The following is a 22,300-nucleotide window of genomic DNA, read 5'->3' as shown; positions in this document are numbered from 1 at the left end:
TCTCGACCTTTAGGCGTCAAAGGCGCATTCTTGTGGACGTTCATCTGGTCTCTCCTTGGAACACTGAAGCTTCGCAACCTCAGCTTCCTCGGTTCAGACCAGATGGACAACCTCCTGAGAGACCACAACTAGGCCGGGACGACACCGAATGTGTAGCACCAGCCCCTTAATTGCTGCTCGTCGCGATGATGCTCTTCACCTGGCTCATCGTGTAGCTGGCGCCGTCGATGGTGAGCAGCGGCGGCGACTGGGTCAGGTCGACCGACGACACCACGCCCTGCACCTGCGCGGCGATGCCGACATTGTTGTTCGCGACGTCCTTGCCGGTGGCCGAGATCGTGTACTTGCCGTCGGGCCATTGCGTGCCGTCATTGCCCACTCCGTTCCACGTGAAGGGAATGTCGGTGCCGGCGGCGGCGGTGTACTTGCCGGTGAACACGGTCTGGCCGCTGGAATTGGCGACGGTGATGTCCACGGTCGAGTCGGTCGGCACGTTGAGATGCCAGGTCGCCGACGACTTCGTCATGGTCGCGGTCGTGCCGTCGACCAGCGCGGTCTTGCCGACGAAGCCCAGCGCCTGGGTCGCCTGCGTGGTCTGCTGCAGCGTGACCAGCTGGGCCAGCGAATCGTTGGTCTTGAGCTGCTGCTCGACGCCGGCGAACTGCACCAGCTGCTGGGTGAACTGGTTGGTGTCGAGCGGATCGAGCGGGTTCTGGTTCTGCAGCTGCGTCGTCAGCAGCGTCAGGAAGGTCTGGAAGTTGCCGGCGAGCGTCGATCCCGTGCTCGAGCTCATGTTCGAGCTCGACGAGGACGACGTCGTCTGCGTCGTGCCGGAGACGACGGATGGGGCGGTGGCGGCATTCGTGGTGGTCATTGTCGAATACTCCTCACACTCTGATGTCGACGCCGCTGCTCGATCCGAGCATGCGGCCGTAGCCGCGCCCCACGGTCGCCGCGGGAACTGCTTCCTCGTCGCTGATGATCAGGCGGCGGGCGTTGCCGCCATTGTCGTTGTTCTGGCCGGAGTTCTGCCCCGACGAATTCTGGTCGCGCAGGCTGAACGACAATCCGTTGCTGCCGGTCTTGAAGCCGGCATCGTCGAGCGCGCGCTGCAATTGCGGCGCGTCCTGGCGCAGCATCTGCAGCGTCTCCGGCTTCTCGATGGTGAGATGCGAGGTGACCTGGCCGTTGCGGTCGACATTGATGCGGACGTCGATACGGCCGAGATCGATCGGATCGAGGCTGATGTCGAAGCGGGTCTTGCCGGCACGCGCGGCGGCCGCGATCTCGATCGGCACGCCGCTGATCGGCACGGCCGTATTGGTGGCCGCGGTCGCGGTCAGCGTCGCGGTCGATGCGGTCGCCGTCGAGGTCGTATTGGTCAGCGGGGCCTGAACGGCGGAAGCGGCCTGTGCGCTGGTATCGGTCGCGTTGAAAGCGGCCTGCGCATCGGCATGGGCGTGGGCGGCCGGTGCGGCCGGGATCGCGTCGGGCGTACGGTCCGCAGCGCCGGGCTTCGCGTCGGTCGCGCTGCCATCTGCCTGCGACTTGGCGGCTTGCGGATGCGCGGCGCCGTTGGTGGCCGCGGCGGTGCCGGACGCTTGCGTCGTCGCGGCCGCGTTCGCCTGGCCGGCGCCCTGGCCGATATTGGACACGTCGCTCGCGCCTTGTGCGGTGGCGGCGGCCTTGAACGACGTTTTTGGTGTGCCCTGGGCGGTGACGGGGATCAGTCCGGCGGTGGCCTGGGCATCGGTTGCCGTGCCGTCGGTCACCCCGGCGGCGGTATCCCCGAGCGTTGCCGAGGTGTCGGCATCGACCTTGGCGCCGGCGGATTTGGCGCTCTTGTCGCCTGATGTCGCGGCATCGGGCTTGGTGCCGGCGATCTGCGCCGCGGTCGAGGCGCTGGCGGCGATGCCGGCGGCGGCGATCGTCAACGGCGAGGAGGCGGCGTCCGTGGCCGGGCTCGCGGCCGCGTTCGGATCGACGTGCACGGCGGGTGCCGCCACCACGATCGCATTCGGATCGGGCACGGCGATCTGCGTCGCATCGACCTGCGCGGCGGCGGCAGCATCGGCGGCGGCAAGGCCGTCCGTGCCGTCGGTCTTGTCGCCCTTGGTCTCGTCGGATTTGTCCGCCGATTTGGCATCTGACGTCTCGGACTTGTCCTTGGTCTTGTCCTTGATCTTGCCGGCGTCCTTGGCCGGGTCGCCCGCCGCATCGTTCTTGGCATCGTTCTTGGCCTCGCTCGTGGCGGGCGCGGATGCGTCGGTGTCGTCGCTCGCCTTGCTCTGCGAGGACTGGTCGGTGGAGGAGGTGTCGCGCGTCTTGTCCGAGGACGAGGAGGCCGGGTCGCTCCGGCGCGGCGCGGTGTCCTGCGCGGACGCGTTGTTGCTGATCGCCTGGGTGTTGCTGTCCACCAGCGAGCCGAACGAGTCGCTCGCGGACGTGTCTTTGGCGCCCTGCGACCGGGCAGGCTTCTGCGACGCGCTCTGGACTTGCACGCTGGCCACTACATCTGACGTCCGACCGACCACAGGCGACCCCTTGAAAACATCTTCGGCTTCAGGGGGTAGCAAGGAGCGGGCCAGCCCTGCGCGACAATGTTTTATCAAGTAAAATCAATGCCTTGATAAGATGGGGCCGGTGCCCCGCACCCCTCCGCGACCCCGTCATTTCTGCCTCCCCGGCAAGAATTGCCCTAAGCTGGTGTCCCCCGTGATTGCTTCACCGGAAGGCCACCTATATTAAAGAGACAGCTCTCAGCCGCTTTCGACCGGGCCGTCGTGCCTTTCGGGAACTGAAGTTCCCGGGGATCGCCGACGTCCCGCGAGACAGCACCGAAATCGCGGGATCGCCGCACGCCGCCGTCACAACGCTTGAAGGCCCATGCTCAACAGTCTGGATCTCGAAGGCCGTCCTGAGGACACCAGGGTCGTCGTCGCCATGTCGGGCGGCGTCGATTCCTCGACGACGGCTGCGCTCTTGAAGGCGGAAGGCTACGACGTCGTCGGCATCACGCTGCAGCTCTACGACCATGGCGCGGCGACCCATCGCAAGGGCGCCTGCTGCGCCGGCCAGGACATCCACGACGCGCGCGACGTCGCCGCCAAGCTCGGCATTCCCCATTACGTGCTCGACTACGAGGATCGCTTCCGCGAATCCGTCATCGACAATTTCGCCGATAGCTATGCTCTCGGTGAAACGCCGGTGCCCTGCATCGAGTGCAACCGCAGCGTCAAATTCCGCGACCTCCTGAAGACCGCGCGCGAGCTCGGCGCGCAAGCGCTCGCCACTGGCCATTACGTCGCCTCGCGCCGCCGCGTTGACGGCTCGCGCGCGCTGATCTGCGCCGCCGATGCCGACCGCGACCAGAGCTATTTCCTGTTCGCGACCACGCAAGAGCAGCTCGACTTCCTGCGCTTTCCGCTCGGTGACATGACCAAGCCCGAGACGCGCGAGCTCGCGCGGCGCTTCGGCCTTGCGGTCGCCGACAAGCACGACAGCCAGGACATCTGCTTCGTGCCGACCGGCCGCTACACCGACATCATCACCCGCCTCAGGCCGAATGCGATGGACCCCGGCGACATCGTCGATCTCGAGGGACGCGTGCTCGGCCGGCACAACGGCATCGCCAATTTCACCGTCGGCCAGCGCCGCGGCCTCGGCATCGCCGCATCCGCGCCGCTGTTCGTGGTGCGGGTGGAGGCGGCCACCCGGCGCGTCGTCGTCGGCCCGCGCGATGCGCTGAAGATGCACCGCATCTCCTTGCGCGACGTCAACTGGATCGGCGGCGGCGACATCGACCGCGCCATCGGCCCTGGCCTCGAGATGTTCGTGCGCGTGCGCTCGACGCGCAGCCCCCAGCCCGCGTGGCTGCGCGGCGCCAACGGCCATTACGAAGTCGAGCTCGTCGCCGGCGAAGAGGGCGTCTCGCCCGGCCAGGCCTGCGTGTTCTACGACGCGCCATCGGGCCAGGCGCGCGTGCTCGGCGGCGGCTTCATCCAGAGCGCCGCCGCGAAGGTCGCGAGCAACGCAGCGAGGCCGCTCGTTGAAGCGGTGCGCGGCTAAAAAAATACTGGGGCAGGGGGCATGGCAGCAGACATCTCGCGGGCCGGGGTCGAGAAGGCCTATGGCCGCTGGGCGCCGGTCTATGATCTCGTGTTCGGCAAGGTGTTCGACGCCGGACGGCAGTCGACCATCGCCGAGGCCGACCGCATCGGCGGCCGCATCCTCGACGTCGGCGTCGGCACCGGCCTGTCGCTCTCCGACTATTCGCGCACCACGAAGATCTGCGGCGTCGACATCTCCGAACCGATGCTGCGCAAGGCGCAGGCGCGCGTGCGCGCGCTCAGGCTCAGCAACGTCGAAGTGCTCTCGGTGATGGATGCGAAAAACCTCGCCTTCCCGGAAAACTTCTTCGACGCGGTGGTCGCGCAATATGTCATCACCGCCGTGCCCGATCCCGAAGGCACGCTCGACGAGTTCGTGCGCGTGCTCAAGCCCGGCGGCGAGTTGATCCTGGTCAACCACATCGGCGCCGAGGCGGGCCCGCGAAAACTGTTCGAGCTCGCCTTCGCCCCCGTCGCCCGCCGCCTCGGCTGGCGCCCGGAATTCCCGTGGGACCGCCTCGTCACCTGGGCCGCCAGGCATGGCGGCGTCACGCTCACCGAGCGGAGACCGATGCCGCCGATGGGGCACTTTTCGCTGATCCGCTACCACAAATCGTAATGTTGAGCGCCGGGAACAGGGCGAACGCCTTGCGCGTTTCCCTCCCATGCGCACGACATCGAACATCATCCTGGCCAGCCTCCTGATCGCCGCCTCCGGCAGCGCGATCGCGCAGGCTCCGCCCGCCCCGGCGACGCCGCCGCAACAGACCGCGCCGCCATCCCCGCAACATGCGGCCAATTGCACGCCGCAGGACCGCCCGAACCGGCAGGCCGACGGCACCACCACCGGCCAGTCCCGGGAACCGCTCGGCGACAAGCTCGCCAAATCCGACGGCGTGCTCTGCCCGCCCGCGGGCGTCGACCCCGAGATGCACGCCCCCGCGCCCTCGACCGACGGCGCCATGCCCGTCATCCCGCCCCCCGGCAGCCCCGGCGGCGACCAGAATGTGAGGCCGAAATAGGGTCTCTTTCTTCGCCTCTCCCCGCCATGTCCCGCCGAAGCCTTGGCGAAGGCGGATGCGGGGAGAGGCCGGAATCCGCGCAAAGCGCGGATTCCGGGTGAGGGGGACTTCTCCACGAGTCTGGTGTGGGAAAACGAGCGATTTCGACACCGAAATCGACCTCTTTTCTACTCTTCCGCGCCTTGTCCCGCCGAAGCTTTTAGCGAAGGCGGATTGACTTCCCGCCGCCCCCTTCCTTATATGCCGCGCGTTCGCGAGATCGGCCGTTCCGCCGCTCGCGACCCTGTGGCGGGGTAGCTCAGCTGGTTAGAGCACGGGAATCATAATCCTGGGGTCGGGGGTTCGAGTCCCTCTCCCGCTACCAACAATCCCCCCGACATAGCCATGTTCGGAAACAGGGCGGGATTGCCGCAGAGCGCGGCGAGGCGCCCTCTGATGTCGATCCGCACACTCCGGTCATCCTCGGCATCGGCTTTGGTTCCTGTGCCGCCCGGTCGGCTAGGGCTGGCATGCACGATGATCGCCGTGACCAACTCGCGGATGGTCGCAAACTCGCCCGGGGTGCCGCGCTTCAACTCGTCGGCCAACTCCATCACGGCCCGCTTGTAGCGGTCCAGTGCCTTGGGGTGCAGGGCGACCACGTTGTCGCTTTCTTTGGCGCTTTCGAGCCCCGCCATAACGTTGGCCTTCTCGGCCTCAAGCTCCTGCATCCGGCCGACGAACTGCTCCGGTGGCATGCCGGTGACCACGATGCAGTCAACGATCCGCTTCATCTCGCGTCCTATCTCGCCGAGCCGCCGTTCCAGCCGGGTGCGTTCGGTGCTCGCCTCTTTCTTGAGGCGCTTGCGCTCGGTGTTATAGGCATCGACATAATCGGTGAGCAGTTCGGGAAGTGTGAGGTGCTGGCGCAATCCCTTGATCGCCAGCGCCTCGATTTCGTCGAGATAGACGCGTCGGCCGTTGTCGCACGATCCGCTTTCTCGGTATGCCGAGCACTGCACCCGCAAACCTTTGCGGTCACTGCCAACCGAAGACATTCCGCCCCCGCACGAGCCACACCGGAGCAGTCCGGAGAACACTCGCTTCGGCGCGCGCGCCTGTTGTGCGGTTGTCGGCGTCGCGTCGCGGCGCCGCTCGATCTTGATCCGTTGTGCAGCCTTGAACGTTTCGTCGTCGATGATGCGCAAGTGGGGCGCCGGGACGATCTTGTATTGCTCTTTCGGATTGGATCGTGACAGGCGCTTGCCCGTCGTTGGATCCTTCACCATCCTGACCTTGTTCCAAACAATGCGACCGGCATACAGATCATTGAGGATCATGCCGCCGCCACGTGCAACGTGACCGTTGATGGTCGAGCCATTCCACTGCCGACCACGAGGAGGGCGCACACCACGTTTGTTGAGGTCGTGCGCGATTTGGCGCGGCGTCATGCCGGCGACGTAGTCGGCGAAAATCCGGCGGACAATCTCAGCCTCTTCTTCGACGATCTCCAACTGGCCGGGCTTGTCTCTAACAGCGCGGTAGCCGTAAGCGCGCCCGCCAGCGTGCCTGCCGTCGCGCAAGACCCCTTCGAGACCTCGCCGAGTATGCACTCGTAGGTTTTCGATGAACTGCTCGCTCATTAACGCGCGCAAGGCGCCGTCAATCGCGCCAACCCTACCAGAAACGGTGTGCAACGTGATGCGGAGAAAGTCGAGACGCTTACGAACGTTATGATAATCGGCCTGATCGCGGAAGATCCGATCCATGTCTTCGGCGACGATGACATCCAACAGTCCGCTCTCGGCGGCTTGCATCAGGGCTTGAAAGCCGGGGCGGTTGACGGCCGCCGAACCGGAAATCGCGCGGTCCTCAAACGTCGAGATCACCGCCATGCCCTCGCGCGCGCAAAGGTCGCGGCACAGGGCAACTTGATCGTCGATACTGCGATCTTTCTGGCGGTCAGACGAAAAACGGGCGTAGATCGAAGCGCGGATCATGTGTCTTCGTTCCTCGCAAGTCGGGCTGCTTGGCGGGCGGCGATCTCGGCCTCATGATCCTCGCGCGCGTGCCGTTTGGCAAGCTCCCGCACATATCGCAAGACGGCCTCGTCGGGGCGATCCGGCGGTATTATGGGAGTCGCAAGAGACATTTTGGTGCTTTGAAAGCAGTCGACGGAGCGCGATTGACGAGCCCGACCCCTAAGGATCATCGCCCGTCACTTACACTTGCGAACCTGTCAAGCTTTGAAGGTGGTGGCCGCTGAATGGTCTGTTAGACCGTTGTAGCGAGAGAGGCGCCTACGTCAGAGTTAAGCTGATGAAAAAGTCGCCAACCAACGTAACGCTAACAGCCAGTGCAGCGTCAAACAGTCAACGTAACAGTTAGCCAAAGTGCCATTGATCCCGACTAACTCACGTGAACAGTCACCAACATCTCATTAACTGTCGGTCTAACTTCAATGTTCGAGCGCATCACAGTAGCCAACTAATCCAGTTTCAGCGACGACGCTCAACGAGATTTCAATATCGAATTCGTTTCGCTACGTTTCCTTTGTTGCAGGCGGGCAAATTGCTCGTCAATATGCCGGTCATGTCCCGAGAGGAAATGCCTCCATGGCTTGCCGAGTTGCGCCACCCCATTGCCGGCGATTTGCGACTGTCTGATTTTATCATTGCACGCGAACATCTAGGCGACGTGCTCCGAGCTTTCGGCCCTCAGGACGTAGCCACCCGTCGGCAAATTCTCATCGAGATCGACATGTGCGCGATCCAACTGCATCAAGCCCGTAAACACAAAGTGCCGATGAAGTTTGCGAGCGCCGATCCACTTTTCGCGCGACTAGAGCGAGCGATTGTCAACCTGCAATCGCTATGGACAGAAGCGTCCCCCTTTCACCGAGGGCTGGTGCTCACCAAGATAGGTATGACCCGGTCGTCGGAGGCGCGGTCTAAATCGTCGTTTGAGGAGGTCGATCTGGCCGTGCTCCTTCCAGATATGCTGCGTGTTATCCGCTCAGTCCGAGATCCAGAGGAATATATGCGCGCATTCTCCCGCCAAGGCTCCAGCAGTCGCAAGAGTGTGGAGCGCGCGGTGCTTTGGGAGCCATTGCTTGACCAGATGAGCCAACGACAAATTCAAAACTTCAGCCAGTACCAGCCCTTGATCGTGACCATGCGGGCCCTGCATCGCGCTTGCGGTATCAGCCCTCCCGACCCAGTTGCCGTTCGACAGACAACCAGCGCATGGCGGAAGCGTTGCCGTTAAGTTCCTTCGAAAGTACTCTGCCAACTTAACTCATTAAATCGAAGTAACTGGGCGACACTCGCGGGTATCAATCTTAACCCGGAGGTCGCCTCGTCACATGAACACGTGCAATCTTACGTCGGCTAACAGCTTTCGCGGTTCCGACCGGTTCGGTTATCGGATCTCGGAATGGTCGGCGATGACCGGCACCAGCCGCGTCACGACTTGGCGCAAAATCAGGGCCGGCAAGCTCAAGGTCATTGATTATTGCGGGATCAAGATCATCCCCGAGAGCGAGCGCGCGCGTCTCTTCCAACCCTCAGCCTAAAGCAAAAGCCCGGGGCGTTGGCGCGCTCCGGGCCTTTAAAAACTCAGGATAACAGCAATGCACTCTCCTTATATCAACCGCGCCTTGCCGGTGCAAGGTAAGCCGTCTTCGTTTGGGCCGGATGTTACTGCCATCAGTGCTCATGTGTCCGCTATTTTCTCGCCGAAGTTTGTGCTCGCGTTTACGGAGAGCTGGGTCGAGGTCGCTTACGCCCGCCCGGGCGATGCCCTTAACAAAAGCCGCATCTTCTCCGCTCATGACTTGAAGCCAGTTGTTGAATTCGTCGCGAAGACGAATGCGGCCGGCTTCAACGTGTACATCGGCGCCGCCTTGCGCAAAGGCGATCCTCCGCCGTCCGGCCGAGCTAGCAAGTCCCACTTCTGCGCTGCTCGTTATGCTTGGATCGAATACGACGCTGTAGGCGATCATGAGCGCGTCGTCGCTATCTGCAAGGCCCAACGCCTCCACCCAGCGCTAATGGTGGTGACCGGTAACACGCCGCACAAGCGCTGCCATATTTACTTTCTGCTGAGCGAAGCGATCATTAATTCCGACGACTTGAAGGCTGCGAATAGCGCGTTAAAGAAACTGTTCGGCAGCGATCATGTGGACGATCCCGCTCGTGTCCTGCGCGTTGCCGGAACGGTGAATTACGCCTCGCCGGAAAAGGCCGCGCGCGGCTACGTCACTGAGATCACGACCGTTCACGTCAATCGTCGCCCGGCTGCCTACTCTGTCCAAGCGTTATCCGCGCTGCCGCCTACCGACGCCGAGCCCGATTGTCCGTGGGCTGCGTTTGCTAAGGTGCACGTGCCGAAGCTCGGCAAGAGCGTTGATGAATTGCTGGCGCTCCTCGATGCAAGTCGTGAGCCGCATTGTTGGTGGAATAGCATCCGTAACGCTGTCGCTTCCATGGTCGGCAAAGGCTGGCCTGAGCAGGCGATCATGTTTGCCTGCGCGCCGTATGCCTCTGGCGGCATCTACGACAAAGACGTGAAGAAGCTCTTCAATGACGCCGTCGCCAAGTTCGGCAAGAAGCCGGAGGTGAGGTCGTGAACACGATGACCTCGATCGGCTGCGCCGACCCGACGTTACTGCCGACCGGCAACAAGCGGCTTGACGCGATGAACGCCCGGTACTTTGTCGTCCAAGAGGGCGGCAAATCGTTCGTCGGCACGTTTGAGCATGAGCGCGGCCGTTGGAAGCTGGTCATGATGCGCTTTGCCGACTTCAAGAACCTGCACATGAACAAGCGTGTCGATGTTGGGGACAAGACCGTGCCGCTGGGCACGTGGTGGCTCAACCAGACTAAGCGCCGTCAGTATGATGGCCTGACCTTTCATCCGGGCAACAACGCCCGGGTGATCAACGGCAAACTCAACCTGTGGCGCGGCTGGGCATTCCAGCCGGCGCCGGGCGACTGGAGCAAGCTGCGCGATCATATTTGGATCGTGGTCGCCTCCCGCAGAAAGGAGGTATTCAACTACGTGATGAACTGGCTCGCTTGGTGTGTGCAGCACCCGGACGAGCGCGCCGAAGTCGTGCTGGTCATGCAGGGCAAACGTGGCGCTGGTAAGGGCACCGTCGCCAATGCCATGTGCAAGCTGCTCGGCCAGCACGCCTTGCAGATTTCCAGCGCAGAGCATCTGGTTGGGCGCTTCAATGGCCACTTGCGTGACACGGTCTTGTTGTTCGCGGATGAAGCGTATTGGCCCGGCAATAAGGGTGCGGAGGGCACTATCAAGCGCTTGGTCACGGAGCCCACAATCTTCATTGAGGCGAAGGGCCGGGATGGTGTCGAAGTTCCCAACATGTTGCATGTCATCATGGCCAGCAATGAGGACTGGGTGGTGCCGGCCGGCGAACGTGAGCGCCGCTATTTTGTTCTGAAGGTCAGCGACGAGCACATGCAGGATCTCGCGTGGTTCAAGACGACCAACGAACAGTTGGAGAATGGCGGTTACGGCGCCATGCTGCACGACCTCCAGCATCACGATCTCGGTGACTTCCATCCTCGCAGGCTGCCGAAGTGCAACGACCTTGCGGGCCAGCAGGCGCTCTCGCTCGGTCCGCTGGATAGCTGGTGGGTGGAGTTGTTGGAGACCGGCATCTTGGCCGGCTGCGATGCGAACGGCCCCAATCGAGCAGTCTCGAACAAATACGAATACAAGGTCACACTGGGAATGGGCGACCGCTGGGTCACCCGGCTTGGCCTCTATGATCAGGCCCGCAACATCGAGCCACGGTTACGTAGCGTGAGCGACCACAAGCTGGGGGACTTCCTTCGCGAGCAAGGGTGCACGAATGACACGAAGGTCATGCGGCGCCGTGGCTGGACGTTCCCGGAGCTGAATGAAGCCCGGCGGGCATGGGACGCGCGCTTCCCGAGTTGGCCGTGGCGCAATCCGAAGCTGACGAAGTGGCAGACGGACGACACGGATGATGAAGTTGAAGAGGTCGCACCTGATGCCGATGCGGAGCCGTTTTGAGTGTCGCTTCGGGTCGCTGCGCGGAAGGGGATTTCCTCAATCCGGTGAACGGGCTGCGCACCCGTTCCGCCTGTGCCGCTTGTAGGAGGGCACATAACGCACTGCTGTCGTCTAGTTCTTTCTCAGTTGAAAAGGAACAAGAGGAACAAGGGGGGGGGGGAGGGATAGGAAATCCTTTTTGTACGACAGGGGGTTGGTACTGTTCCGCTTTGCGCGCCGAAAGCGGGCCGGAGCGGCACATGCGGACCGAAGCGAGATCGCCGATTACCGGGTCCCTCTGAAGCCCGGGCCAATGCGGGTGGCGCTGCGCCGTTCGCCCAAAGTAGCGATAGATTTTTTCAAGAGCCCACAACAACAGCACAGAATTCTGCAATGAAGTTGAATAAGGCGAGCACGGAGACGAAAAGTCTCTTCTCAATCAACCGAGCGGCTGACCTGCTCGAACGTGATCGTGCAACGTTGGTCAGAGCGCTCCGGCGTGTGCCGCCTGACGGCTACTCCAAACAGGGGCGGCCGCGCTGGCACATGCCGACGATCGTCGGCGCTCTTGCCTTGAAGTCTCAAGAGCGCCGGGAAACCGGCAAATACCGCGACCGTTTCAGCGTCGGTTGGTCGGCGGCACTCGCTGGCCTGCGCATTATGTTCGAGCGGCAGATCACGGCAATCGCGGCCGAGACATCGCCCGACGACCGCCGCGCGACGGCGGTCGCCCTTGCGCCGCTGATCGAACGATACCAGCGAACGTTTTTAGACATCTCCCGGTCGCTCGGCATCGCAGATGAGGACGAGCTTGGCGCACGCGCCGATCTGATCTTGGAGGAGATGGTTGGCGAGGTTGCAGAAGCTGTCGGCTGTGACGGTGACCCCGGCTTCTTTGCCGAGATGGTGCGGGCCATGTCAGCCGAGGCCGACTGATGGGTGACGCTGCTATGAAAACCGATCAGGCGCTGCCGGCCGAGATCGCCGACGCAATGGAGACGGCGGGCTTCTCGCCGAAGCTGGCTACGCTGATGTCGATCATCAAGGAATTCGGCAAGGCGAAAGCGGAGGTCAAAGCCTCACCAGCGAATGTAGCGACGGCGGAGCCGATGTGGCCGCTGAAAGGGCTCCTGCCTCTGCATGTTGACTACCAGAAAGCGCTTCGCGCTATTAAGAGCGGGCAACTGGATGCGGTGAAGCTCGATGGTGGCGGCAGATGGTTCTGCACCGAGCGTGCAATGGATGACTGGCTTTCGAAGACGGGGCAGGGCAAGCGTTGATCCTGACCGCTTTATGGCTATCGCAGCGCCCACGTACCTCATAAATCCGCAACGGCCCTAAATTGATATTTTCTGAAGTTTTGAGTTCGAGACATCCGACCCGAAGCACCGCACAGTAGTCGCGACCTGATCTGCGGAGCGACTATCAATGGCCTTTTTCACCAAAACCGATCCAGCCGTGAAGCAGCAGCGTGAGCTTGAAAATAAGCTTCAGGCCAAGCGCAGCACCCGCGATGATCTGGTGAAGCGTCGTCAGACGGCCGAAGCCAGCGCCGCCGCGCATCGCGAGAAGGCTCGCAAATTAGCGTCGGAAGGCGCGGCCGATACGGCGCTGCTTGCTGTTGAAGAGGCTATGCGTCGAGAGCAGGATCGGGTCGCGACGCTGATCGATGCTATTGGCGATGCCGATACAACGATTGCTGATCTTGATAGCGAACTTGCGCAACTTATCGATCAGCGCTGCCGTGCCGAGACCGCTGCGGCTGTGAACGCGCTGATCGATAAATGGGGGCCTGCCAGCGCGGCTTTCAATTCTGCGGTGGGTCGGCTGGGCGAACTCGCTCGCGAAAGCGCCCTGATCGTCGGCGACGCCCATCCGCTGAAAGTGTTCCTTGAAGCCGTGCAACAGCAGATTCAGCCTGAGGCTGACGTCATTGCCAACGTGCTTCGGGGGCACGTCGCTGGTGTGCTGGCTGGCGACTTGCCGGCTTCGCTTCCGAAGCCGCAAGAGCCCGTGCAGCCCGAGGTCATTGAGCGGCCACTGATCCAGCGCATGTTCACGCTGCGTATCGTCCGCTGGCTCGATGCCTGCGGCGTTCAGCAGCTAGCGGATCAATACACGGACGCGGACCTCACGCCGTCTGCCGCGAACAATGGTCTCAGCTGCGGCGCAGTCGTGGCTCTCGACGATCCGCGCCGCCGCAACCTGCGCGGTGCGCATGGCGGCCGACACCCGAACGTGCATCAGGCGTTCGACCTTGACGATGAGGCGGCCTGCCAGCGGTCGCCGCAGATCAATTCGGGCGCAGTCGGTATCCTGAGCGACGCGAACATCACGGTTCTTGATCGCGGTCCCCCGATCAAAGGCACGATCTCGGTGGAGCGCATCTAACCATGTTGCCGCGTTCCGACCAGCTTCTGCACCGGCTCGCCGAAACCGAGGCGACGGCAGTCAGCGCGACCAGCTATAACAAACACCAACACACCGTCGAGGCCGTCATCAGCATGGGCTCTCCGGTCAAACGCGCCTATGGCACAGAAACGCTTCGCATCTCGCCCGAGGCAGTTGACCTCAGCCGCATGGCGCAGGGCGGTATCCCTTTGCTCGACCATCACAGTCAGGGCGGTATCGATCAGGTTCTCGGTCGCCTCGTCAACGCGTGGTTTGATCGCGGCGCGTTGCTGGGCAAGTTCAAGTTCGCCCAGACGAGACAAGGGCAGAAGGCGGAGGGCATGGTTGCCCGTGGCGAGATCATGGGAGTTTCGGCAGGCTACCGCGTTGACCAATGGCTCATCACCGACGCCGACGGCGACGTTGTTGATGAGCGCCACGTTCGCTGGGATGACGACCTCAACTTTACTGCGATGCGATGGCAATTGTTCGAAGCGTCGCTCGTTGGCGTGCCGGCAGACGGCATGTCGATGATCCGGTCGCTCGCCGATCGTAACGACCTGACCAGCGTCCGTGCCCGGATGCGGGCGAGGCACAACATCGTTCTGAGGAATGCACGCTTTCTTTAAGTTCATCGCTTGCGGTTCTCTGGGGTGGTCGCAGGCTCACGCGCACCGCCGCCGTTCGTGGTCACACTTGCGCGGACGCGCGGCGGTGCGCAATGGAGGATATCCTGATGCTTAAAAACGAGATCGACGTACGCGACCGGCGCATCGCTTTGCACGAAGCCGCTCATCTGACGGTTGGGCGTGCCAGTGGCGCGACCTTCGGCGGCGCAACCATCGAAGAAAACCCTGATCTGGGTTTCAGCGGTTTGTGCTGGGGGCCCGATTTCCAGTCTCGCTTTGCGGGCGAGACCAGCTCAGTCATCGAGCAGCTTGATGAACTGATGCCGCGTGATGGCGATCCGCGCGACGACATGGCGGAGATTTATCAGCATGTCTTCGCGCGGGTCGTGGAGTTGACCGCCGGCTCCGAGGCCGAAAAGCTGCGCTTCGGCGACGCATGGGAAGCGAGCGATGACCGAAAGCAGGAACAGCAGCTCGCGCAATTGATCTTTTCCACGCCGCAGTCGGCCGACGCGTTCATCGCAGCCTGCGCGCTGGAGGCGCGTGCTATTTTGCAGCGGCAGGCAGATGTCGTCGAGGCACTGGCCTCTGCGCTGGTGGAGCACCGCACACTCGACGGCGCGCAGATCGACGATATCATCAGCCGCACCGTTGTCGCGCGCCAGCTTGCGCAGGAACACGAGCGTCGCCGTATCTGGCGGAACATCGAAGCGAATGCCAGCAACTTCAAAGCCGAACAGCATCGTGCGTGAGGAGCCCAACGCGTTGGAGAAGGTATTCGCTCATTTCGCTGAGCGGCTTCGGGACGCGCCCGGTGCGAAACGCCTTGCGCGCCTCGCCCGGACGGCAGGGCGTATCCCGGAGCCGCTCCTCGAAGATCTCACGGCACTCATGCTGCAAGTCGATGACGTGCAGCTCGTGGGCTCCGACATCGCCCTTCATCTCATCGAGGTCGGCTTTTGCGATGTGTCTTACGCCGATGCGGCTGATTTCGCATCGGAGCTCAGAACACGGCTGCGAGACTATGTTCGCGACCCGCGCGTGGCGAGCAATGCGCGCGGTGATCTCAAGGATTGCGTGGCGTGGTGGAGCATGGCGCTTGGCCGTGCGGCTGAATTGTGCCGATGGTCGGCGACCGTGTTGATGGAGAGGTGATCACAGAGGTAACAGCCCCCATGGTGCAGCTCAGTTATCGTTAAGCCCGTGCGGCTGCCTAGTGTGCAGGCGCTCCTTCCAGCTGCTTTCGAGCCGGATCACTTCGTCGGCCTCCATATTGGGAGCTACCAATTCGATAATGGTAAGTCCGCCGCTATATCCCTCCGCAGTGGCGACAGATCGGTACAGATCTCTGGGAGGACGAGACCGACGGCGAGGAGCTTACGTTTCGAGAGCTTGCACGCCGTCATCCGATACCCTCGAAGATTGCCGACGCGCTGGAGCAAACCACGCCCGAGGAATTTCGGTCGCTGATTAACGCTGTCGATTGTCACTTGATTGAGACGCAGCGTTTATTGGTTTTGCCGGCTGGCGGAGCTGAAGCTGCGGCGGACTTTGATGAATATCCCATTCGGCGGAGACAAAGGGACGCGCGGCTTGCGATCCAGCAAAAAGCGCAGAAGCTGAGAGCGATCTTTAAAGATACTTTCAGTACGTATGCAAAGCTCTCTCAATCGCTCGATAGCACATATCCGCTGCGCGTTTTCGAGGCGCAGGGGACTGCTAATCTATCTCAAGATCAACTTAGAAAGGAGCTCAGCAGGCTAGACGAACGCCGCGAGGCGCTCATGAGTGCCGGCATCATGGATACCGAATACAGGCCCGTGAAGCTTAGAGGAGGCAATATTGAACCGGGCGTGGCTATGGCGCTCGAAATCTACGTTAAGGATGCAGTTCAAAAACTGAATGTCTTCAACAACCTTCGTTCGCGTCTCGATTTGTTTAAGGAGTTGATAGACAAGCGGTTCATTGACAAGTCACTACAGATCGATCGCGAGCAAGGTTTCAAATTCAGGTCGAGGACGGGCAGCGATGTTCCTTTGGATAAGCTGTCCTCAGGTGAGCAGCATCAGCTCATTTTAATTTTCGATCTGCTGTTCGAAGTTACAGAGAATTCGCTCATTCTGATCGATGAGCCTGAGCTATCTCTGCACGTTGCTTGGCAAAAGACAATTATCGAAAGCCTCAAGCGTATAATTGCGTTGAACGCCTTTGACGTCATGTTGGCCACTCACTCTCCGGCCGTTGTTGCTCGTCACTTTAGTCTGGCTGTTGAGCTTGGCCCGGTTGAATAGCGGAAGCCTATGATTACTCAAATTGATGCGCACTATGTTGCTGCACAAATCCGACTTGTGCGCCAAGCTGACAAAAGAGCCGTGTTGGTTCTAGAGGGGGAGACGGATGCACGAGTGTTCGATCGTCTGATCGATCATTCTGCGTGCGATCTTGAAATTGGTTTCGGCAGAAAGAACGTCATCGGAGCGATTGATCTTCTGGAAGACGAGGGGTTCGTCGGCTTTGCTGGCGTTGTTGATGCTGACTTTGACCGGTTAATCGGTGCAAAGATCGACCTTGAAAATCTATTTCTTACAGATTGTCACGATCTAACAATTTTTTCCTCGCCCGCGCTTGAGAGATACTTAGCGGAGTATGCCGACCCAGAATTGTTGAGCGCTCAGTACCAATCCGATTTCCAAGCGCTACGAAATGCAATTCTTGCCGCTTCGCTCGAACTCTCGCTGTGCAGATTAGTGTCTCAAAGAGACGGCTTGCGTCTGTATTTTCAGGACCTGCGGCACGATCAATACATCGGTCTTGATCTGAGGACGGATGTGCATCAGCTCGCTACCGACATTATTGATCGGTCATCTACCCGGCATCGATCTCCTCGACGTGTCCCCAGTGCTTGACCGTCGGGCGGATGCGGTAAAGCCAGGACCGCTCGTTGCTGACGCGCGGTGCTGTGAAGGGCGAGCCGGAAAGCTGCTCGGCATAGAGACCGAACGGGCACTTCTGCGGGCTGTTGCGCCCGACCGGCAGTGCTCCGGCAAGCGCCTCGCTCTCGAAACCGTTGCCGAAGCCCGACATGTATCCTTCGTTGCCCTTGGCAATTGAAGGCGCACTTTCCCGTGCCGGACGCTTCCCAGCCAACCCCATCTGATACCCCTGTCGTTGATATGCTTAGCGGCGCGGCTCAGGATGCCTTGAGCACGCCACGCTCGATCTGGTCGGCCTCGATGCTCTCGAACAGGGCCTTGAAGTTGCCCTCGCCGAAGCCGTCGTCGCCCTTCCTCTGGATAAACTCGAAGAAGATCGGGCCGATCACGGTCTTGGAGAAGATCTGCAGCAGGATGCGGGTCAGCCCGCCATTGACGACACCCTCGCCGTCGATGAGGATTCCGTGCTTGCGCATGCGATCGAGCGGCTCGGTGTGACCCTTCACGCGGTCAAACGACTTGTCATAGTAGATCGACGGCGGGCCCGGCATGAATTCGAGTCCGCGTCCGGCGATGGCGTCGGTCGCCGCATAGATGTCGTCGGTGCCGACGGCGATGTGCTGAATGCCTTCGCCCTTGTACTGGCGCAGATATTCCTCGATCTGGCTCTTGTCGTCGGCGCTTTCGTTGATCGGGATCCGGATCTTGCCGCAGGGCGAGGTCAGTGCGCGCGAGGTCAGGCCGGTCAGCTTGCCGGAAATGTCGAAGTAGCGAATCTCGCGGAAATTGAACGTCTGGCTGTAGAACTTGTACCAGGTGTCCATATTGCCGCGCATGACGTTGTGCGTCAGGTGATCGAGATAATAGAACCCGACGCCTTTCGGGGTTGGATCGACTTCGCCGGTCCAGTCATACTCGGCTGCATAGGGAGAACCCTTCGCGCCATAGGTCTCGACCAGGTACAGCAGTGATCCGCCGATCCCGACAACGGCCGGCACGTCGAGTGACTTGTCGTTGCCGGTATATTCGGTTCCGCCGAGATCGAGGATGCGCTTCAGGGCGTGTTTGGCATCGACGACGCGCCAGGCCATCGCCGGAGCGCAAGGTCCGTGTTCGGCGACGAAGCGGGCGGCGTGGGAGTTCGGCTCCCGGTTCAGGACGTAATTGATTCTTCCCTGGCGCCAGATCGAGATGTCCTTGGTCTTGTGCCGGGCGACCTCCGTGTAGCCCATTTGCTCGAACAGCCTGGCGAGCTTCTGGGGCTCCGGATGGGCGAACTCGACGAATTCGAAGCCGTCGGTGCCGGCCGGATTGGCCGCTGAGATCGTGGCGGGTGGGGCATCGTGCGGGAAGGGACCCAATGTCGCGCTCCTGGAATGGATTTGATCCAGATCAAAATACCGCGACTTCGCTGCACGATCTTCGCAAAATCTGCTCGACAACGTCAATGTATGCGTGAAACATGCGTACGTTCCAATTATCGTGCAAGGATCACGCATGGACCAGTTTGACGTGAAATTGCTGCAAGCGCTGCAGTCCGACGGACGCTTGTCGAATTTTGAACTGGCCGATCTTGTCGGCTTGTCAGCGTCCCAATGTTCGCGCCGTCGTGCAGCGCTCGAAAGTGCCGGCACGATCGCAAGCTACCATGCTCATCTCGATCGCGAAGCGCTTGGGCTCGGCATCGTCGTCTTTGTACAGGTGACGCTCGCAACCCACTCGCCGGACAATTCGAGGCGCTTCCTCAAGCTCATCGAGAGTCTGGAGGAGGTTCAGGAGGCGTATGCGCTCACGGGCGAAGCGGACTACCTCATCAAGGTGACAATCACCGACCTCAAGGCGCTCTCGCGGCTTCTCAACGAGGTGTTCCTGCCGCACGACAGCGTCGCGCACGTGCGCTCATCCATCGTTCTCGATCGCTTGAAACAAACGTCGCAGTTGCCGCTTGGACACCTGATGCCTGCCGGGAAGAGCAAGCCTCGTCCTGCGGCCAATTCTCGATCCCGAGGTGAAGGCGACCCACGGTCCAGACGATCCAAAAAGGCTTGAGCTGGTAAGCCCGTTCCACGCTCAAGGGCGCTCCGCGCTTGTGATTGGAGGTCGACTCCGCCGCCGGCCTGTCGCCGGCCTACGCATTCCATGTTCGGATCGGCGGGCATTAGATCCGCCGTAGCTTCGGGCTGCAGGCGGGATCAAGCGCCTCAACCGATCGCCAACGAAAATTGGGTACTGACGCACAGCAGCGGATGCTTGCGATTATTACGGCGGCGCCAGCGACGATCTCAGTTCGCGATCTCGATATCTGGCATGAGGCCGGAATTCGCGGTTTGCGATTCAACGACATGGTGGTTGCTGGCAGCGGCGCGCGTTTTCCTGGTTCGATTCCCGCCGAGCAGCTCGCCAGCCTGGCGCCACGTATGAAAAGTCGAGGCTGGCATGCCGAGGTCTGGGCGTCGATCGACAGGCACGTCGAGCTGTTGCCGCTCTACCGGACAAGCGGCATCGCGGTTGTCCTCGATCACATGGGTGGCTTGAAGTCTTCGCGAGGCGTTGGCGATCCCGCTTTTCGCGCCATCCTGAATGCGCTTCGCGAGGGATGGCTGTGGGTCAAGCTGGTCCTCTGTCGCTGCTCCGAGCAGTTTCCCGACTACGCGGACCTGAGGCCTTTTCACGATGCGCTTGTCGCGGCCGATCCGAACCGGCTCGTATGGGGATCGGACTGGCCTCATCTGCGCCTTGCCGAGCGAGCGCCGGATGTCGGTCGCCTGCTCGATCTGCCCGAAGCGTGGGTCCGCGACGGTGCCGTGCGGCGCCGCATCCTCGAAGGCAATCCGAACGAACTCTATGGATTTTGAACAGTCAGAAACGGAGATCTGTCAATGAGCGAAAAATTCGAGAGCCTGAAGGTCGAGGTCGCCGACTTCGTCGCGACGGTGACGCTCAACCGGCCGCCGGTCAATGCGCAAAACCGATTGTTTCGCGAGGAGATCGTCGCGCTCTTCGATGAGCTGAGCGATCGTGCCGACGTTCGCGCCATCGTTCTGACCGGGGCTGGCAAGGCATTCTCGGCCGGGGCCGATTTGAAAGAACGCCCAGGCCTTGCCGAGCAGCCCGGCGCCTATCCGAGGCACAACAGGCTGGTTCGCGCATCCTTCGACACTGTCATGGAGTGCGGCAAGCCGGTCATCGCCGCCATCAATGGTGCCGCAATCGGCGCTGGCTGCGTGCTGGCGCTCTGCTGCGACATCCTGATTGCGACGGACGAAGCCTTCCTGGCCATGACCGAGGTGGATGTCGGCCTTGCGGGCGGCGTCAGCCACGTCCGGCGCTTCTTCCGCGAGTCCGACGCGCGGATGCTGATCTATACGGCGCGGCGCATCTACGGTCCCGAGCTCAAATCCATGGGCGTCGTTTCCGCGTGCGTGCCGGCGGCGACGCTGCTGGAGACCGCTCAAGGTATCGCGCGTGAAATCGCTGCCAAGAGTCCCCTGGCCGTCCAGGCTGCGAAACGATCTTTCAACGTCACGGAGGATCTGCCGCTGCGCGATGCCTACCGGTTTGAACAATCACAGACGGTGGCACTTGCGTCGACGGAGGATACCAAGGAAGCGCAGCGCGCGTTCGCGGAGAAGCGAAAGCCGGTATTTGTGGGACGCTAGGCGCCTCCCAAATCCGGAACCCTTGAGGTCGCTCGGCCGAAGTGCCGCTTGCTCCGACGGGCGATCATGCATGAACCGGCCGCTGGGCGGTTCGTCCTGCGGCCGGACCAAACGATCAACGAAACAGCTGCTCTCAAAAAGAAGCGGATGACGAGTCCGCCAGAGCCAGCCCGATGGGGAGAACGCCAAATGTATTCGCCTTCCGAGCTCGCCACTCCAGCCGAGATCGACGCCACCTTTCGTCGGGTCTTCTGGCGGATCATTCCACTCCTGATCATTTGTTACATACTTGCGTTCGTTGATCGTGCGAATGTGGGCTTTGCCAAGCTGCAATTCATGGGCGATCTCCACTTCAGCGAAGCGGTGTTCGGCTTTGGGGGCGGATTGTTCTATCTCGGCTACAGCCTCTTCGAAGTGCCGAGCAATCTCGCCCTCGCACGGGTCGGCGCGCGGATAACGCTGCTGCGCATCATGATACTCTGGGGAGCTTGCTCTGCAGCGCTGGCCTTCATGTCCGATCCTCTCCACTACTACGGTCTTCGCTTCCTTCTCGGCGCGGCAGAAGCTGGCTTCTTTCCTGGTGTCCTGTTCTATTTGACGACGTGGATTCCGGTGTCGCGGCGCGCGAGATTTACGGCGATGTTCATGGCGGCGATCGGGATCTCCGGGATTATCGGAGGTCCAGTCTCCGGCGCCGTCATGCACGGGTTCGAAGGCGTCCTTGGGCTGCGCGGCTGGCAATGGATGTTCCTGCTCGAGGGATTGCCGGCCTGCCTGATGGGGCTCGTTGCCTACTATGTCCTGGCCGATAGCCCCGCCGGCGCAAGATGGCTCAGTTCGCGCCAGAGGGACGTTATCCAGGCAGAACTGGCAGCCGAGGCCAATGACCAGCAAGTGCAACGGCACCATTCCTTTGGTGCCGCGCTCGCCGACCCACGCTTCTATATCCTGGTCGGAATGTCCGCCGGCATGATCGCAGGCGGTGCCGGAATCTTCCTTTGGCTCCCGACGATGATCAAGCAAGCCGGTATCACGAACGTGTCGCATATCGGCTGGCTGTCGAGCCTGCCGTTCATCGTTGCGATCGTTGCGCAGCAAATCTGGGCGCGGCATTCGGACAAGACCGGGGAGCGCCGGTGGCACGCTGCCCTCCCGGCTTTTCTGGCGGGGCTGGGCTGGCTGCTGGTTCCGAGCGTACAGAGCAGCGTCGTGCTGTCGATGCTGGTGCTGACCCTGATGGCAACCGGCTATCTCTGCGCCATGGGTCCGTTCTGGACCATGCCGGCGCTTTATCTGTCCGGCTCGGCGGCCGCCGGCGGCATCGCGCTCATCACGACCGCGGGCAGTCTCGCTGCCTTCTTCGCACCGGGCATGGTCGGATGGCTGGCGACGAACACGGGATCGCTGGCCTACGGCCAGTATTTCTATGGCCTGCTGATGATGGGCGGAGCGCTGATACTCTTGGCAGGCACGCGGCCCGCAGCGATCCGTATCGCTGCGTCGGCGCCACAAGCGGAAGGCGGCGTAGCCACATGA

At 61.7% G+C, this 22,300-nt stretch carries 22 protein-coding genes, 1 tRNA gene and 2 pseudogenes; 20 read left to right on the top strand and 5 right to left on the bottom strand.

What is annotated here, in order from left to right:
* Positions 1-166: 166 nt before the first annotated feature.
* Together RAD15_RS17680 and RAD15_RS17675 are read right to left on the bottom strand one after the other, a co-directional pair.
* The gene (locus tag RAD15_RS17680) at positions 167-874 is read right to left on the bottom strand and encodes a flagellar hook assembly protein FlgD (protein ID WP_458179412.1); all 708 of its coding nucleotides are present in this window, start codon (positions 872-874) and stop codon (positions 167-169) included.
* 13 nt (positions 875-887) lie between these two features.
* The gene (locus tag RAD15_RS17675; protein WP_458179411.1) at positions 888-2,534 is read right to left on the bottom strand and encodes a flagellar hook-length control protein FliK; all 1,647 of its coding nucleotides are present in this window, start codon (positions 2,532-2,534) and stop codon (positions 888-890) included.
* 352 nt (positions 2,535-2,886) lie between these two features.
* Here RAD15_RS17675 and mnmA point away from each other — a divergent pair, with 352 nt between their 5' ends.
* The 4 genes from mnmA (at position 2,887) to RAD15_RS17655 (ending at position 5,495) form a co-directional block, all read left to right on the top strand.
* A complete protein-coding gene (gene mnmA, locus RAD15_RS17670) occupies positions 2,887-4,068 on the top strand; it encodes a tRNA 2-thiouridine(34) synthase MnmA (protein ID WP_458179410.1) in 1,182 nt (393 codons plus the stop codon).
* Between the two features lie 21 nt (positions 4,069-4,089).
* The gene (locus tag RAD15_RS17665) at positions 4,090-4,728 is read left to right on the top strand and encodes a class I SAM-dependent methyltransferase (RefSeq protein WP_458179409.1); all 639 of its coding nucleotides are present in this window, start codon (positions 4,090-4,092) and stop codon (positions 4,726-4,728) included.
* 46 nt (positions 4,729-4,774) lie between these two features.
* Positions 4,775-5,131: a hypothetical protein gene (locus RAD15_RS17660; RefSeq protein ID WP_458179408.1), complete on the top strand. Its 357-nt coding sequence runs from the start codon at positions 4,775-4,777 to the stop codon at positions 5,129-5,131.
* Between the two features lie 287 nt (positions 5,132-5,418).
* Positions 5,419-5,495: transfer RNA gene (locus RAD15_RS17655), tRNA-Met, on the top strand.
* On the opposite strand, the gene RAD15_RS17650 is transcribed toward RAD15_RS17655, so the two are convergent.
* Positions 5,452-7,110, bottom strand: a complete 1,659-nt coding sequence (locus RAD15_RS17650; RefSeq protein ID WP_458179419.1) for a recombinase family protein — start codon at positions 7,108-7,110, stop codon at positions 5,452-5,454. The genes RAD15_RS17655 and RAD15_RS17650 overlap by 44 nt on opposite strands.
* 571 nt (positions 7,111-7,681) lie before the next feature.
* Between RAD15_RS17650 and RAD15_RS17645 the strand changes: the two genes are divergently transcribed.
* From RAD15_RS17645 to RAD15_RS17590, 12 genes are all read left to right on the top strand, one after another.
* A complete protein-coding gene (locus tag RAD15_RS17645; protein ID WP_458179407.1) occupies positions 7,682-8,377 on the top strand; it encodes a hypothetical protein in 696 nt (231 codons plus the stop codon).
* A gap of 178 nt (positions 8,378-8,555) precedes the next feature.
* Entirely contained in the window at positions 8,556-8,684 is a 129-nt protein-coding gene (locus RAD15_RS17640) for a hypothetical protein (protein WP_458179406.1), read from the top strand.
* Between the two features lie 57 nt (positions 8,685-8,741).
* Positions 8,742-9,740 (top strand): hypothetical protein, encoded by a 999-nt coding sequence (locus RAD15_RS17635; RefSeq protein WP_458179405.1) that lies wholly within the window; start codon positions 8,742-8,744, stop codon positions 9,738-9,740.
* 5 nt (positions 9,741-9,745) lie between these two features.
* Entirely contained in the window at positions 9,746-11,173 is a 1,428-nt protein-coding gene (locus tag RAD15_RS17630; RefSeq protein WP_458179418.1) for a primase-helicase family protein, read from the top strand.
* Between the two features lie 372 nt (positions 11,174-11,545).
* Positions 11,546-12,088, top strand: coding sequence for a hypothetical protein (locus tag RAD15_RS17625; protein WP_458179404.1), 543 nt, complete (start codon positions 11,546-11,548; stop codon positions 12,086-12,088).
* 14 nt (positions 12,089-12,102) lie between these two features.
* Positions 12,103-12,432 carry a hypothetical protein gene (locus RAD15_RS17620; protein WP_458179403.1) on the top strand — a complete coding sequence of 110 codons (330 nt, stop codon included), beginning with the start codon at positions 12,103-12,105 and terminating at the stop codon, positions 12,430-12,432.
* A gap of 148 nt (positions 12,433-12,580) precedes the next feature.
* Complete coding sequence (locus tag RAD15_RS17615; protein WP_458179402.1) at positions 12,581-13,543, top strand: hypothetical protein; 963 nt, start codon at positions 12,581-12,583, stop codon at positions 13,541-13,543.
* 2 nt (positions 13,544-13,545) lie between these two features.
* Complete coding sequence (locus tag RAD15_RS17610) at positions 13,546-14,172, top strand: HK97 family phage prohead protease (protein ID WP_458179401.1); 627 nt, start codon at positions 13,546-13,548, stop codon at positions 14,170-14,172.
* A 92-nt stretch (positions 14,173-14,264) separates the two neighbouring features.
* Positions 14,265-14,924, top strand: a complete 660-nt coding sequence (locus tag RAD15_RS17605) for a hypothetical protein (protein ID WP_458179400.1) — start codon at positions 14,265-14,267, stop codon at positions 14,922-14,924.
* Entirely contained in the window at positions 14,887-15,327 is a 441-nt protein-coding gene (locus RAD15_RS17600; protein ID WP_458179399.1) for a hypothetical protein, read from the top strand. Before RAD15_RS17605 ends, RAD15_RS17600 begins: the two co-directional genes overlap by 38 nt.
* A gap of 335 nt (positions 15,328-15,662) precedes the next feature.
* Positions 15,663-16,463: an AAA family ATPase gene (locus RAD15_RS17595; RefSeq protein WP_458179398.1), complete on the top strand. Its 801-nt coding sequence runs from the start codon at positions 15,663-15,665 to the stop codon at positions 16,461-16,463.
* A gap of 9 nt (positions 16,464-16,472) precedes the next feature.
* Positions 16,473-17,078 (top strand): hypothetical protein, encoded by a 606-nt coding sequence (locus RAD15_RS17590; protein WP_458179397.1) that lies wholly within the window; start codon positions 16,473-16,475, stop codon positions 17,076-17,078.
* On the opposite strand, the pseudogene RAD15_RS17585 reads toward RAD15_RS17590, so the two are convergent.
* Together RAD15_RS17585 and hppD are read right to left on the bottom strand one after the other, a co-directional pair.
* A pseudogene (locus RAD15_RS17585) lies at positions 17,041-17,325 on the bottom strand (homogentisate 1,2-dioxygenase); the annotation flags it as partial. The gene RAD15_RS17590 and the pseudogene RAD15_RS17585 sit on opposite strands and share 38 nt — an antisense overlap.
* A gap of 37 nt (positions 17,326-17,362) precedes the next feature.
* Positions 17,363-18,466: a 4-hydroxyphenylpyruvate dioxygenase gene (gene hppD / locus RAD15_RS17580; RefSeq protein WP_458179396.1), complete on the bottom strand. Its 1,104-nt coding sequence runs from the start codon at positions 18,464-18,466 to the stop codon at positions 17,363-17,365.
* Positions 18,467-18,602: 136 nt separating this feature from the next.
* On the opposite strand from hppD, the pseudogene RAD15_RS17575 reads away from it, so the two are divergent.
* The 4 genes and pseudogenes from RAD15_RS17575 to RAD15_RS17560 form a co-directional block, all read left to right on the top strand.
* Positions 18,603-19,061: pseudogene (locus RAD15_RS17575) on the top strand (Lrp/AsnC family transcriptional regulator); the annotation flags it as partial.
* Between the two features lie 206 nt (positions 19,062-19,267).
* The gene (locus RAD15_RS17570; RefSeq protein ID WP_458179417.1) at positions 19,268-19,960 is read left to right on the top strand and encodes an amidohydrolase family protein; all 693 of its coding nucleotides are present in this window, start codon (positions 19,268-19,270) and stop codon (positions 19,958-19,960) included.
* A 24-nt stretch (positions 19,961-19,984) separates the two neighbouring features.
* Positions 19,985-20,764: an enoyl-CoA hydratase/isomerase family protein gene (locus tag RAD15_RS17565; RefSeq protein ID WP_458179395.1), complete on the top strand. Its 780-nt coding sequence runs from the start codon at positions 19,985-19,987 to the stop codon at positions 20,762-20,764.
* A gap of 66 nt (positions 20,765-20,830) precedes the next feature.
* Complete coding sequence (locus RAD15_RS17560; protein WP_458179394.1) at positions 20,831-22,300, top strand: MFS transporter; 1,470 nt, start codon at positions 20,831-20,833, stop codon at positions 22,298-22,300.

This window comes from Bradyrhizobium sp. 14AA (assembly GCF_054185205.1).
This window is presented reverse-complemented; position numbering and strand designations above follow the sequence as displayed.